Source organism: Haloferax massiliensis, from assembly GCF_001368915.1.
In the GTDB taxonomy this organism is placed as follows: domain Archaea; phylum Halobacteriota; class Halobacteria; order Halobacteriales; family Haloferacaceae; genus Haloferax; species Haloferax massiliensis.
On record NZ_CSTE01000008.1, the window covers coordinates 1 to 12430 of the forward strand.

The 12430-nt window shown below is 69.3% G+C and carries 12 protein-coding genes; 10 read left to right on the forward strand and 2 right to left on the reverse strand.

What is annotated here, in order from left to right; translation table 11 throughout:
- Positions 1–1690: molybdopterin biosynthesis protein (locus BN996_RS19405; protein WP_089781818.1), on the reverse strand; the 1690-nt coding region annotated here is incomplete at its 3' end.
- Entirely contained in the window at positions 1687–2883 is a 1197-nt protein-coding gene (locus BN996_RS19410) for a molybdopterin molybdotransferase MoeA (RefSeq protein ID WP_089781820.1), read from the reverse strand. The genes BN996_RS19405 and BN996_RS19410, both read right to left, overlap by 4 nt.
- 145 nt (positions 2884–3028) lie before the next feature.
- Between BN996_RS19410 and BN996_RS19415 the strand changes: the two genes are divergently transcribed.
- The 10 genes from BN996_RS19415 (at position 3029) to BN996_RS19460 (ending at position 12402) form a co-directional block, all read left to right on the forward strand.
- A complete protein-coding gene (locus tag BN996_RS19415; protein ID WP_042662277.1) occupies positions 3029–3448 on the forward strand; it encodes an Hsp20/alpha crystallin family protein in 420 nt (139 codons plus the stop codon).
- Between the two features lie 8 nt (positions 3449–3456).
- On the forward strand, positions 3457–5133 hold the full coding sequence (locus BN996_RS19420; RefSeq protein WP_089781822.1) for an ABC1 kinase family protein: 1677 nt from the start codon (positions 3457–3459) through the stop codon (positions 5131–5133).
- Positions 5134–5190: 57 nt separating this feature from the next.
- Positions 5191–5619 (forward strand): DUF5518 domain-containing protein, encoded by a 429-nt coding sequence (locus tag BN996_RS19425; RefSeq protein WP_042662279.1) that lies wholly within the window; start codon positions 5191–5193, stop codon positions 5617–5619.
- A gap of 94 nt (positions 5620–5713) precedes the next feature.
- Complete coding sequence (locus tag BN996_RS19430; RefSeq protein ID WP_042662280.1) at positions 5714–6088, forward strand: translation initiation factor IF-5A; 375 nt, start codon at positions 5714–5716, stop codon at positions 6086–6088.
- 15 nt (positions 6089–6103) lie between these two features.
- A complete protein-coding gene (speB, locus tag BN996_RS19435) occupies positions 6104–6925 on the forward strand; it encodes an agmatinase (protein WP_089781825.1) in 822 nt (273 codons plus the stop codon).
- Positions 6926–6979: 54 nt separating this feature from the next.
- A complete protein-coding gene (locus tag BN996_RS19440) occupies positions 6980–7741 on the forward strand; it encodes a Nif3-like dinuclear metal center hexameric protein (RefSeq protein ID WP_089781827.1) in 762 nt (253 codons plus the stop codon).
- Positions 7742–7822: 81 nt separating this feature from the next.
- Entirely contained in the window at positions 7823–8848 is a 1026-nt protein-coding gene (locus tag BN996_RS19445) for a deoxyhypusine synthase (RefSeq protein WP_042662283.1), read from the forward strand.
- 102 nt (positions 8849–8950) lie between these two features.
- Positions 8951–9640: a helix-turn-helix domain-containing protein gene (locus tag BN996_RS19450; RefSeq protein WP_042662284.1), complete on the forward strand. Its 690-nt coding sequence runs from the start codon at positions 8951–8953 to the stop codon at positions 9638–9640.
- Between the two features lie 115 nt (positions 9641–9755).
- Positions 9756–11156, forward strand: a complete 1401-nt coding sequence (locus tag BN996_RS19455; protein ID WP_089781829.1) for an APC family permease — start codon at positions 9756–9758, stop codon at positions 11154–11156.
- The gene (locus BN996_RS19460) at positions 11149–12402 is read left to right on the forward strand and encodes a M20 family metallopeptidase (protein WP_089781831.1); all 1254 of its coding nucleotides are present in this window, start codon (positions 11149–11151) and stop codon (positions 12400–12402) included. The genes BN996_RS19455 and BN996_RS19460 overlap by 8 nt, the downstream gene beginning before the upstream one ends.
- Positions 12403–12430: the final 28 nt, after the last annotated feature.

The following is a 12430-nucleotide window of genomic DNA, read 5'->3' on the forward strand; positions in this document are numbered from 1 at the left end:
CGACCGCCCGCGCCGGGCTCTCGAACGCCTTCGTCCCGCGGTCGAACCCCTCGATGGCCTCTGTGAGTTCGTGGCGGGTCGTCCCGCGCTCGTCGGCGAGGGCGGCGACGGCGTTGCCGAGGTCGGTCCGCAGGCCGGAGTTCGAGTCGCGGTTGATAAAGCGGAGCCCGCCGTCCACGAGGTCCGCGAGGCCGGACACCCCGTCGGGGTTGCCGGCGGGGACGACGAGCCCCCACTCGCGGGTCCACGAGCCAAGTTCGACCGCGTCGATGCCGTCCGTGGCGTCGCCCCGGTCGCCCGCGACGACGGCCACGTCGGCGATGCCGTCTCGGAGCCGCCGCAGACCCTCGCGGGAGCCGAACGGGAGATACCGTGGCGACGACACGCGGTCGAGGATGCGCGAGAGCGCGGGGTCGTCCTCGCCGACGCCGAGCAGCTCCGGCGCGCGAACGTCGGGCGAGAACAGTTGGACCGTCACCGACTCGCCCTCCGCGAGATACTCCACGTCGGCCGAGACCTCGACGACGCCGTCGGCCTCGACGAGGCTCGTCGTCGCGCCCGACCCCTTATCGACGGGGTAGACGAGCGTGTTCCCGTCGCCGTCGGCGACGAGTCCGACCGGCATGAGCCGCGTCCGTCCCTCGGCGTACCGCTCGCGGGCGGCCATCGTCCCCTCGACCGTCGCGGTCCGGGGCTCCGGGAGGCCCGCGGCGTCGCGGACCGCCGGTGCGACGAACGTCCGGAAGATGGTGAGCGCGGAGACCGGATAGCCCGGCAGACCGATGTAGGCGCTCCCCTCGCCGAGCGTGCCGACGAGCATGGGTTTCCCGGGCTTGACGGAGACGCCGTGCAGCAGGAGTTCACCGCGCTCTTCGACCACGCGGTAGATGACGTCGACCGCGCTCGCGGACGTCGACCCCGACGAGAGCACGAGGTCGCACTCGTCGGCCGCCCGCCGGAGCAGGCGCTCCATCTCCTCGTAGTCGTCGCCCGCGTGGGGGTAGAGCGTCGGGACGCCGCCGGCCTCCTCGACCCCCGCGGCGATGGTGTAGGAGTTCACGTCGTAGATTTCGCCCGCCTCGGGTCGCAGTTCGTCGCCCGGCCGGACGAGCTCGTCGCCGGTCGAGACGATGCCCACGGTCGGTTTCCCGCGGACCGGCACCTCGTCGACGCCGAGCGCCGACAGCAGGCCGATTTCGCGGGGCGTCAGGCGCGTGCCGGGGCCGAGCGCGCGAGCGCCGGCGGCGATGTCGGTCCCGGCGGGCATCACGCTGTCGCCGGGCGCGACCGCCGAGTTGACGACGAGCGAGCCGTCTCGCTCCTCGGTTCGCTCCACGATGACGACGGCGTCCGCGCCCGGCGGCATCACCGCGCCGGTGGAGATTTCGACGGCGGTCCCGGCTCCGACCGTCACGTCCGGTTCGTTGCCGGCGTGGACCGCCCCGACGAGGTCGAGTTCGACCGGCTCCGCCTCGTCAGCGCCGAAGGTGTCGCGGGCGCGGACCGCGTAGCCGTCCATGCTCGCGCGGTCGAAGCCGGGCACGTCGAGTTCGGCGTCGATTCGCTCGGCGAGGACGCGGCCGCGGGCGTCTTCGAGCGCGACGGTCTCGGCGTCGGGCGTCAGGTCGAGCGACGCGATGGCCTCGCGGGCGTCCTCCGGGGCGGCGAGGTCGCGGAACTGCTTTCTCATGCGGACCACTCCCAGCCCTCGACGGCGACCGTGTCGCCCTCGTCGTAGCCCTCTATCTCCTCGGGGACGACGACCCAGCCGTCCGCGAGCGCGACGCTGGAGAGGATGCCCGACCCGCTCGTCCGGGTCGGCTCGGCGGTCGGTTCGTCGCCCAACGCGTCGAGTTTGACGCGGGCGAACGTCCGCGTGCCGGGCGAACTCGGGAGCTTCTTCGTGAGCGTCGCCTCCTGCGTCGGGAGGGGGCGCTCGGGGAGCGACCCGACGTGTTTCAGCACCGGCCGGAGGAACTGGAACGCGTTGACGACGCAGGCGACCGGGTAACCGGGGAGCATCACGACCGGCGTGTCTTCTACCACGCCGACCGCGACCGGGTGACCGGGCTTGAGGGCGACCCCGTGGACCAGCACCTCGCCGATGTCGTCGATGACCTCGGGGATGAGGTCGCGCTCGCCGACCGACGACCCGCCTGTGGTGACGACCACGTCGTGGTCGAGGTCCGATTCGACGGCCTCGCGGAGCAGCTCGGCGTCGTCGACGACGATGTCGCGGTAGCTCGCCTCGCCGCCCCAGCGCTCGACCAGTCGGGAGACGGTCAGGCCGTTGGTCTCGATGACCTCGCCGGGGCCCGGGTCGGACTCGACGAGTTCCTCGCCGGTCGGGATGACCGAGACGCGGGGGCGTTCGAACACCGTCACCCCCTCGACGCCGACGGAGCGAAGCAGGCCGAGGTCCGACGGGCGAAGCTCGTGGCCGGCCTCGAACAGCGGCGTTCCCTCGCGGACGTCCTCGCCGCGCTCGCCGACGTTCTCGCCCTCGGCGAGCGCGTCGAACACTTCGAGTTCGTCGCCGAGGCGTTCCGTGTGTTCGACCATCACGACGGCGTCGGCCCCGTCGGGCACGTCGCTGCCGGTGTGGACGCGGGCGGCCGTCCCCGGTTCGACCGGGCCGTCGACGATGCGGAGGACGTTCGGCGAGCGGCCGCTCGCGCCGAAGGTGTCCGACGCGCGGACGGCGTAGCCGTCCATCGCGGCGCGGTCGTAGCCGGGCACGTCGGCGGGGGCGACGGCGTCTTCCGCGAGCGGTCGGCGCACGGTTCGGTCGTGCGGCGTCGCCGCCGCGAGGAGCGTCTCGCGGGCGTCCGACAGCCGCGTTCGTTGCTTGAACCCGGCCGTGCGTCGGTCGTCGTGGTTCATACCGGCCCTTCGGTTCGGGGGGCAAAAAGCGTCGGCCTCGGACGCGACGGCGGGCGGTTTCCGAGCGCCGGCCCGTTTTGGCTTCGCGCTCGCGCGAGCGCGCGAGACCGCCGGGTTTTTCGACCCCGACTCCCTATGAGCGTTCATGTCAGCACTGCGCGACGCGCTGTCCGACCTCCCGGACGCGGTGTTCGCCGACCTGTTGGAGTCCGAGACGTCGTACCTCTTGGTCCTCGACCTCCCGGGCGTGACCGCCGAGACGGCGGAGCTCAGAGTCGAGAAGGGCAGATTGGTCGTCGAAGCGCGACGCGACAAACGGCTCCCCGCCGAGTTCGACTACGTCCGCGAGGAGCGCCCGCTGTTCCTCGACGCCGAGGTCCCGCTTCCCCCGGACGCCGTGGCCGACGAGGCCGAGGCGTCGATGGAGCGCGGGACGCTGGAAATCCGCCTCCCCAAGCGCGAGGCCGCCTCCGAGCGGACCATCCCCATCACAACCGACGGCGACGGCGACGACGACGAGGACGCCTCGTCGGCCCACCGGAAGACGTCCGGTGACGACGCCTGACGAGGCGGGTGGTCACGCTGGTCAACCTCCGCGCCTACTGGCGGTTCCTCGTCGTCCTGTATCAGTTCTTCCCGCTCATCGTCGCGTACACCCGTGACAAGCGGAAGTACCTCCTGTTCGGCGGCGGCCGACGCGTCACGACCGAGATGCGCGTCAAGCGCGCCGACGTCCTCTTGGAGTCGCTACTGACGCTCGGGCCGACGTTCATCAAGCTCGGACAGCTCCTGTCGACGCGCCCCGACATCCTCCCGCCGGAGTACATCGAGGTGCTCGGGAGCCTCCAAGACGACGTGCCCCCCGCGCCGTGGGACGAGTCGAAAGCCGTCCTCGAAGCGGAGCTCGGCCCCGTCGAGGAGGCGTTCGACGCGTTCGACAGCGACCCGATAAGCGGCGCGAGCCTCGGACAGGTGTACGTCGCCGAGTACGAGGGCGAGAAGGTCGCCGTCAAGGTCCGCCGCCCCGGCATCGAGGACCTCGTGGAGGCCGACCTCCGGGTCATCCGGTGGTCCATGCCGCTTCTCATGCGCTTTATCGGCGAGGGGCGGGCGTTCTCGCTGGAGAACCTCGCCGACGAGTTCGCCAAGACCATCCGCGAGGAGATGGACTACGCCGAGGAGGCCGAGACGCTCGTCGAGATTCAGGAGAACTTCGCGGACGACGACACGCTCGTCATCCCCGAGCCGATTCCCGAGCGCTCCGACGACCGAGTGCTCACGATGGAGTACCTCCCCGGAACCAAGATAAACGACATCGAGGCGCTGGACGACCGCGGAATCGACCGCACGGAGTTGGCGACGAACCTCCAGCGGATCTACCTCCAGATGATCGTCGAGGACGGCGTGTTCCACGCCGACCCCCACCCGGGGAACCTCTCCGTGACCGACGACGGCCGCATCATCTTCTACGACTTCGGGATGCACGGCGAGGTCGACCCGTTCGTCCAGGAGAAAATCGTCGAGTTCTACATCGCCGTCGCCAACCAGGACGTCGACGGCATCCTCGACACGCTCATCGAGATGGGGACGCTCAGCCCGAACGTCGACCGGCAGGTGATGGGCGACGTGATGGAACTCGCCATCGCCGACGCCCGCGGCGACGACATCGAGCAGTACCGCGTCAACCAAATCCTCGAACAGGTCGAATCGACCATCTACGAGTTCCCGCTTCGGCTCCCCCGGAACCTCGCGCTCGTGCTCCGGGTCGCCGGCGTCGTCGAGGGGGTCTGCGTCACGCTCGACCCCGAGTTCGACTTCATCTCGGTGGCGACCGACTACCTGACCGAGGAGGGATACCGCGAGGAGAGCGTCCAGAAAATCATCGAGGGCGTCGGACAGCAGGGCCAAAAGACCGCCCAGTCGCTGTTCCGCGTGCCGCCCAAACTCGAACGCGTCCTCGACCGAGCGGACCGCGACAATCTGACGCTCAACGTCCGGTTGGAGGACAACCGAGGGGTCCTCGACAAGCTGGCCAAGCGGCTCATCTACGGCATCTTCCTGTCGTTCGGCTTCGTCTCGACGGTCATCATCTACGCGCTGAACCCGGAGAACCTCGTCGCGGTCGGCGCGGCGGGCGCGCCGACGGGCGTCGTCGCCCTGCTCCTGTGGCGGTCGTTCCGCTCGCGGAAGGGCATCCGGACGACGCCGCAGTTCACCCGGCAGAACCTCAAAGAGCGCCGCAGAGAGTAATCAACACTGAGAATCGGGCGCGTAATTTTATCGGCTCTCGCGGACACACTGTTCAGCATGACGGAGTGGCGACCGGTGTTCGTGGGGGTGTGTCTCGCCGCGTGCACCGAATCGCTCGTCTACGCGATGACGGGGCAGTTCACGCTCGTCGGCGGGGTCACGGGGAGCGCGCTCGCCGGCTACGTCGTCGGCACGGACCCCGCCGACGGCGGGTGGCACGGCCTCATGGCGGGCGTCGCCTGGGGCTGTCTGCTCATGCCGCTCTCGGTGCTTTTGACCTTTCTCGAACGGACGCCGATTCTCTTTCCGTTCCAGTACGTCATCCCGCTTGTCGAGACGCCCGGGGAACTGACGACCGCCATCATGCTCGCGCTCGCGCTGCCGAACGTCGCGTCCGGCGCGCTCGGGAGCCGCGTCAGGCGCGACGCGACGGGGACGTGGTTCGACCCCGAGATGGCCGAGGTCGACGCGGTCGAAGACGCCTGACCGAATCGGCCGACGGCCGCGCCTTCCACGGCAGAGATTCGCGTGCGAAGACGGTTCCAAACCGTTTATACCCTCCATCCGATAACGGAGAGGCATGGCGAAAGAGCAGAAGCAGGTGCGCGAGCTCCAAGAAGGAAGCTACGTCATGATGGAAGAAAAGCCGTGCAAGATCTACGCCTACAGTACCGCCAAGCCGGGCAAGCACGGCAGCGCGAAGGCGCGCGTCGAAGCCCGCGGCGTCTTCGACAGCAAGAAGCGCTCGCTCTCCCAGCCCGTCGACGCGAAGGTGTGGGTGCCCATCATCGAGCGGAAACAGGGCCAGGTCGTCTCCGTCACCGGCGAGGACGCCCAGATCATGGACCTCGAAACGTACCAGACGTTCACGATGCGCATCCCCGACGAGGAAGACCTCAACCCCGAAGACGAGATCGAGTACCTCGAATACGAAGGCCAGCGAAAAATCGTCTAAACGGGGGTCACAGAGATGTTTCCCGGAGCAATCGCAGACCGCGAGGTCGCCGACTACGTCCTTCTCGGCGCTCCGCTCGACATCTCGACGTCCTTCCAACCCGGAACCCGGTTCGGGCCGAATCGAATCCGTCGGTTCGCCGAGTCGTTCGACGACTACGACCGGCGCACCGACCAGTTTTTCACCGACTTGCGCGTCCACGACGCGGGCGACGTCCGCGCGTGGGACGACGCACCTGAGTACGTCGAATGGCTCGCCGGGAGCGTCCGCGACGCCGTCTGGGACGACGCCGTTCCCGTCGTCCTCGGCGGCGAACACACCGTCACCGCCGCCGGCGTCACCGGCGTCGAACCCGACGTGTTCGTCTGTCTCGACGCCCACCTCGACCTCCGCCGCGAGTACGACGGCAACGAGTGGAGCCACGCCACCGTCACCCGCCGCGTCCTCGACGAACTCGGCGTCGACGAGGTCGTGATTCTCGGCGCGCGAACCGGCTCGCCCGACGAGTGGGAACGCGCCGAGGCCGCCGACGTGACCGTGGTCGAACCCGAGGCCGTCGCCGACTGGGTCCCCGACTTCGACGACGACCAGTCCGTCTATCTGAGCGTCGATATCGACGCCGCGGACCCGGCGTTCGCGCCCGGCACGGGCACGAAAGAGCCGTTCGGCCTCACCTCTCGGGAGATGCGAGACGCGGTCCGAGCGGTCGCGCCCCGCGCCGACGGCTTCGACGTGGTCGAGGTCAACGACCGCGACGACGGACAGGCCGCGTCGCTGGCGGCGAAGCTCCTCCGGGAGTTCGTCTTCTCGCACGCCGCCGGGCGGGCAGACGAGTAACCGACCCGCGGCGAACCCCGTTCCTTACAAGTTCCCGAGTCACGACTCCCCGGTATGCAGCTCTCCGACATCGTCGCTCGACTCGACGAGACGCTCGCCACCGACGAGTTCGCCGACGTGGACGCCAGCGCCAACGGCCTGCAGGTCGGCCCCGACGAGAAACCGGTCGAGAAAGTCGCCTTCGCCGTCGACGCCGCGGAAGCGACCATCGACGCCGCGCTCGACGCCGACGCCGACCTGCTCGTCGTCCACCACGGTCTCGTCTGGGGCGGCCTCGACCGGCTGACCGGCCGCGACTTCGACCGCATCGAGCCCCTGCTTCGCGGCGACCTCGCGCTCTACGTCTCGCACCTCCCGCTGGACGGACATCAGGAACTCGGCAACGCCGCCGGCGTCGCCGACCACCTCGGACTCGCTGACACCGAGCCGTTCGGGTCGCTCGGACCGATTCACATCGGGCAGGCTGGGTCGTTCGAGTCGCCGAAGACGACCGACGGGATTCGGACGGCGCTCGACGAACTCGACGGGAGCGCGGGCACGACCGTCCTCGACTTCGGCCCCGACGAACTCTCGTCGGTGGGGGTCGTCACCGGCTCCGGCGTCGACTGGTTGGACGAGGCCATCGACCGCGGCGTCGACGCGCTCGTCACCGGCGAGGGCAAACAGAAGGCGTACCACGAGGCGCGCGAGGCCGGTATCTCGGTGTTCCTCGCGGGCCACTACGCGACCGAGACGTTCGGCGTGCGGAGCCTGCGCGACCTCGCCGACGAGTGGGGCCTCGAAACCGAGTACGTCAGCCACCCGACCGGGCTGTAAGGGCGACCGAACGTCTGCCAACCCGCCGCACGGCCTCACCGGACCGGGGCGTTCAAACGCCCTGCCGACGCACTCCCTCGCATGAGCGACCACGACGATGACGGCTACGAGATGCCGGACCGCGAGGAGTTCCAACACGACCCGCTGGGCCACGCCGAGGTCCGCGGCGGCATGACGGTCGGCGAGTTAGTCGAGCAGTACGGCCACGCGGGCATCGGCGCGGCCGACGTCCACGAGGCCGCCGACATCTACGCCGAGATGCTGGCCGACGACGACTGCACGGTGTTCATGTCGCTGGCCGGCGCGATGGTCCCGACCGGGATGCGGAAGGTCGTCTCCGACCTCATCCGCGACGGCCACGTCGACGCCCTCGTGACGACGGGCGCGAACCTCACGCACGACGCCATCGAGGCCGTCGGGGGCAAACATCATCATGGGTCTCAGAACCACGGCGAGAAGACCGAACGCGAGCACGACGAGACGCTCCGCGACGAGGAGGTCGACCGCATCTACAACGTCTACCTCCCGCAGGAACATTTCGCGCTGTTCGAGTCGCACCTCCGAAGCGAGGTGTTCCCGGCGCTGGAGGAAGAGGGGACCGTCAGCATCGCCGACCTCTGCCGCGAACTCGGCCGCGCCAACAGCGAGGTCAACGAGCGCGAGGGAATCGAGGAGGACGCCGGCGTCGCGGCCGCGGCCTACGAGGCCGACGTGCCCATCTACTGCCCCGCTGTGCAGGACTCCGTGCTCGGCCTGCAGGCGTGGATGTACTCGCAGACCTCGTCGTTCTCGCTGGACGCGCTGGCCGACATGACGCCGTTGACCGACCTCGCGTACGACGCCGACACGGCCGGCTGTCTCCTCGTCGGCGGCGGCGTCCCGAAGAACTTCACGCTCCAGACGATGCTCGTCACGCCGGGCGCGTACGACTACGGCGTCCAGATAACGATGGACCCCGCCGCGACCGGCGGCCTCTCGGGCGCGACGCTCGACGAGGCGCGCTCGTGGGGCAAACTGGAGAAGGACGCCCGCAACACGACCGTCCTCGGCGACGCGACAATCATGCTCCCCCTACTCGTCGCCGCGGCGCGCGAGCGAATCGAGTAACGCCGCGGCGAACCGCCCGACCGTCGCGTCAGCACGCGCCCACCCGCCGTCGAGTGAGGTGGGATACCTTTTTACCCGGCGAGCGCCCTTCCATGCCAACGAATGGCACGAGAGGGTGGACGGGGCGTTCGGGTCTGTCTCGACATCTGGCACCCGGACTGCTGGACGCTACAGGTGACCGCGGAGACGAGCGGGGGACTCCTCGGTCACGGCGTCCACGAGATAGACGGTCTCGCCAACGGGCGTTTCACCGCCTACGCCGACACGACCGAGGAGGTGGACGAACTCGTCGCGGCGGTCCGCGCGTCCGACCTGACCGAGTCGGTGTGGGAGACCGACGAACACGACGGCGACGTCGGGGTTCCGGGGAGCGCCGCGCGGGGAATCGTCGTCCGCTACGACCTCCGGAACTCCATCAACGACGCCCTCGTCTCGCGGGGGTTCATCCCCGACGAACCGGTTCGGATGCAGGGCGGCCGCGAGCGCTGGACCGTGCTCGTCCACGAGACGCGGCAGACCGTCCACGAGCGGTTAGAGGAGATTCGCGAGGAGCGGAACGCCGACATCGACGTGGAACTCATCACCGCCCCGGAGGACGGCGGCGGCATGTTCCGCACCGACGCGCTCTCGGACCGCCAGCGCGAGGTGTACGAGTTGGCTCGCCGCCGCGACTACTACACGTGGCCCCGCGAGGTGAGCGCCGCGTCGCTGGCCGCGGAGTTGGACATCTCGAAGGCGACGCTGCTCGAACACCTCCGGAAGGCGGAGTCGAAACTGCTCGGCGACTACTGAGACGGATTTTTTCGGGTTCTCGGGCCGGATTCCGCCGGGGTCGCCGCTCGCTCTCCCGCCGCCCCACTCATGAGAGGGAGGGGTACTTTGCCGGACAACCGACCCATGTGATAGCATGTCATCGGTAGACGTGAACGACGGACGGAGTCTCTCGCGGGACATCGGACTGTTCGGCGCGGTGAGCACCGTGGTGGCGGGGACGCTCGGCGCGGGGCTGTTCGTCACCCTCGGCACGGCGAGTTCGACGACGGGACCGAGCGTCATCCTCGTCGTCATCCTCTCGGGGCTGCTCGCGATGAGTATCGCGCTCAACTACGGCTGGATGGCGACTATCTTCCCCGGCGCGGCCGGGTCGTACGCCTACGTCTCGCGGGCGTTCGACAGCCGACTCCCCGGCTTCGTGGTGACGTGGTCGAAGTGGCTCGGCTACATGGCCGCCGACGCGGTCCTCGCCATCGGCTTCGGGAGCTACTTACAGGTGTTCTATCCTTCGGTGGACCCGACGCTCGCCGGCTTCGGCCTGCTGACGGTCCTCTTTCTGGTCAACCTCGTCGGCGCGAAGAGTTACAGCCGCTCGCAGAACGCCATCTTCGGCTTCCTCATCCTGTCGATACTCGTGCTCGTCGGCCCCGGGCTGTTGAACATCGACGCCGCGAACTACCAGCCGTTCTTCACCGGCGGCTTCGACGGCTTCGTCGCCGCCGCGGTCCCGCTGTTCTACGCCTACATCGGCATCGCCGTCGCCGGGCAGATGGGCGCCGAGGTGAAGAACCCCTCGCGGAACCTCCCCTTGGCGATGGCCGGCGGCACGGCCATCCTCATCTTCCTGTACGTACTGACCGCCGCCGTCATCTACGGCGTCGTCGGCGACTACACGGTCCTCGCGGACTCGGCGCGGCCGCTCTCGACGGCCGCGGCGGTGTTCCTCGGCGATATCGGCACGGCCATCGTCGGCATCGGCGGCCTGCTCGCCACCGCGTCGTCGGTCCACGCGGTCATGGCCGCGGGCATCAAGATGCCCTACTCGTGGGCGTGGGACGAGGTGTTCCCCAAGAAGTTCTCGGCGGTCTCCGACCGCTTCGGGACGCCCCACTGGTCGCTTCTGACGCTGTACGTCGTCGCCTCCGGCCTCACCTTCTGGAGCACCGGCCTCAGTCAGGCCATCGCCATCGCCACGTTCAGCTACCTCATCGCCTACGCCGCGGTGTCGATAACGGTGCTGTACGTGCTCTACAGCCGCACCGACCTCCGCGCGGAGGCGGGCTTTTCCCGCCCGGCGCTGCTGACCGTGACGGGGCTCGTCGGCTCGCTCGGCGCGGTCGGTCTCCTGACCGAGGCGTACAAGGGCTCGCTGTCGATTTACGTCCCGTGGGTCGCCGTCGGCCTCGTCGTCTTCGGCGTCTACTGGTACCGCGGCCAGCGGAAGGACCACGACGTCGAGGCCATCCTCGGGACGCTCCCCGGCGTCCCCTCCGACGAGTACAACCCCTCTGTCCGCGGGGTGAGCGATGACTGACGACGCGACGCCGCGCGGTGACCGCCCGGTCGACGCCGACTTCGACCGCGACGCCGCCCCCCGCGTCGACCCCGACGAGACAATCGACCTCTTGCAGGAACTCGTGCGGATTCCGAGCCCGTACTTCGAGGAGGCCGAGATAAGCGAGTTCGTCTACGACTGGTTGGACGCCCGGGGGCACGACCCGGAGTACCACCACGTGAGCGAACCGGACATCACGGAGTACGAGGGCGACAACGTCGTCGCTCGACTGGAGGGCGCTGACCCGGACGCGCCGACGCTCCTGCTGAACGCCCACATGGACACCGTGAAACTGGTCGAAGACTGGGACGAAGACCCGTGTTCGGGCCGCATCGAGGACGGCAAACTGTACGGACAGGGCGCGTGCGACATGAAAGGCGGCCTCGCGGCCGTCATGGTCGCCTTCGACGCGCTCGCCGACTGCGACCTCGCCGGCGACGTGCTCCTCACGGCCGTCGTGGACGAGGAGGGCCCCTACGGACTCGGCACCGACCGCCTCATCCGCGACGGCGTCGTCGCCGACTGCGACGCCGCCATCGTCACCGAACCCGGCCCGATTCTCGCACAGGAAGACATCGAGAACCCGGCGCTCCTCCTCGGCGCGCGCGGTCGCTACTTCTACGACATCGACGTCCGCGGACAGGCGGCGCACGGCTCGAAACCCGAGACCGGCGTCAACGCGGTCGTCGAGGCCGGCAGACTCGCGGCCGCGCTCGACGACCTCGACGTGGGCGACCACCCGAAACTCGGGTCGGGTTCGACCTGCCCGCTGAAAATCGAGGGCGGAAGCCAGACGCTGTCGGTCCCCGAGCGCGCCCGCCTCATGGTCGACCGCCACGTCGTCGTCGGCGAGACGCTCGAAGACGCTCGCGCCGACGCAGAACGCGCCGTCGAGGAACTCGGCTTGGAGAGCGAGGTCGACGTGGGGTTCCGCGAGTCGCCCGACGAGGGCATCCGCTACGGCCCCTACGTGACGGACGACGACCACCCGCTCGTTTCGGCCCTCTCGGACTCGACCCGCGCCGTCTCCGGCGTCGACCCCGCCTACGGCTACTTCTCCAGCGTCGGCGACTTCAACTACCTCGGCGACCGCGCCGGCCTCCCGACGGTCATCGTCGGCCCCGACGGCGAGAACATCCACGCCGCCGGCGAGTTCGTCTTCACCGACGACGTGGTCGACGTGGCCGACATCGTCGCCGACGCCGCCGTCCGATTCCTCGGCTGAGGCGGCGGTCGGCGTCCGGGTCCCCCGT

Bases quoted from the DNA above. Each gene is read 5' to 3' on its own strand.
- BN996_RS19410 (WP_089781820.1), bottom strand. From the start codon at position 2,883: ATGAACCACGACGACCGACGCACGGCCGGGTTCAAGCAACGAACGCGG.
- BN996_RS19415 (WP_042662277.1), top strand. From the start codon at position 3,029: ATGTCAGCACTGCGCGACGCGCTGTCCGACCTCCCGGACGCGGTGTTC.
- BN996_RS19425 (WP_042662279.1), top strand. From the start codon at position 5,191: ATGACGGAGTGGCGACCGGTGTTCGTGGGGGTGTGTCTCGCCGCGTGC.
- BN996_RS19430 (WP_042662280.1), top strand. From the start codon at position 5,714: ATGGCGAAAGAGCAGAAGCAGGTGCGCGAGCTCCAAGAAGGAAGCTAC.
- speB (WP_089781825.1), top strand. From the start codon at position 6,104: ATGTTTCCCGGAGCAATCGCAGACCGCGAGGTCGCCGACTACGTCCTT.
- BN996_RS19440 (WP_089781827.1), top strand. From the start codon at position 6,980: ATGCAGCTCTCCGACATCGTCGCTCGACTCGACGAGACGCTCGCCACC.
- BN996_RS19445 (WP_042662283.1), top strand. From the start codon at position 7,823: ATGAGCGACCACGACGATGACGGCTACGAGATGCCGGACCGCGAGGAG.
- BN996_RS19450 (WP_042662284.1), top strand. From the start codon at position 8,951: ATGGCACGAGAGGGTGGACGGGGCGTTCGGGTCTGTCTCGACATCTGG.
- BN996_RS19455 (WP_089781829.1), top strand. From the start codon at position 9,756: ATGTCATCGGTAGACGTGAACGACGGACGGAGTCTCTCGCGGGACATC.
- BN996_RS19460 (WP_089781831.1), top strand. From the start codon at position 11,149: ATGACTGACGACGCGACGCCGCGCGGTGACCGCCCGGTCGACGCCGAC.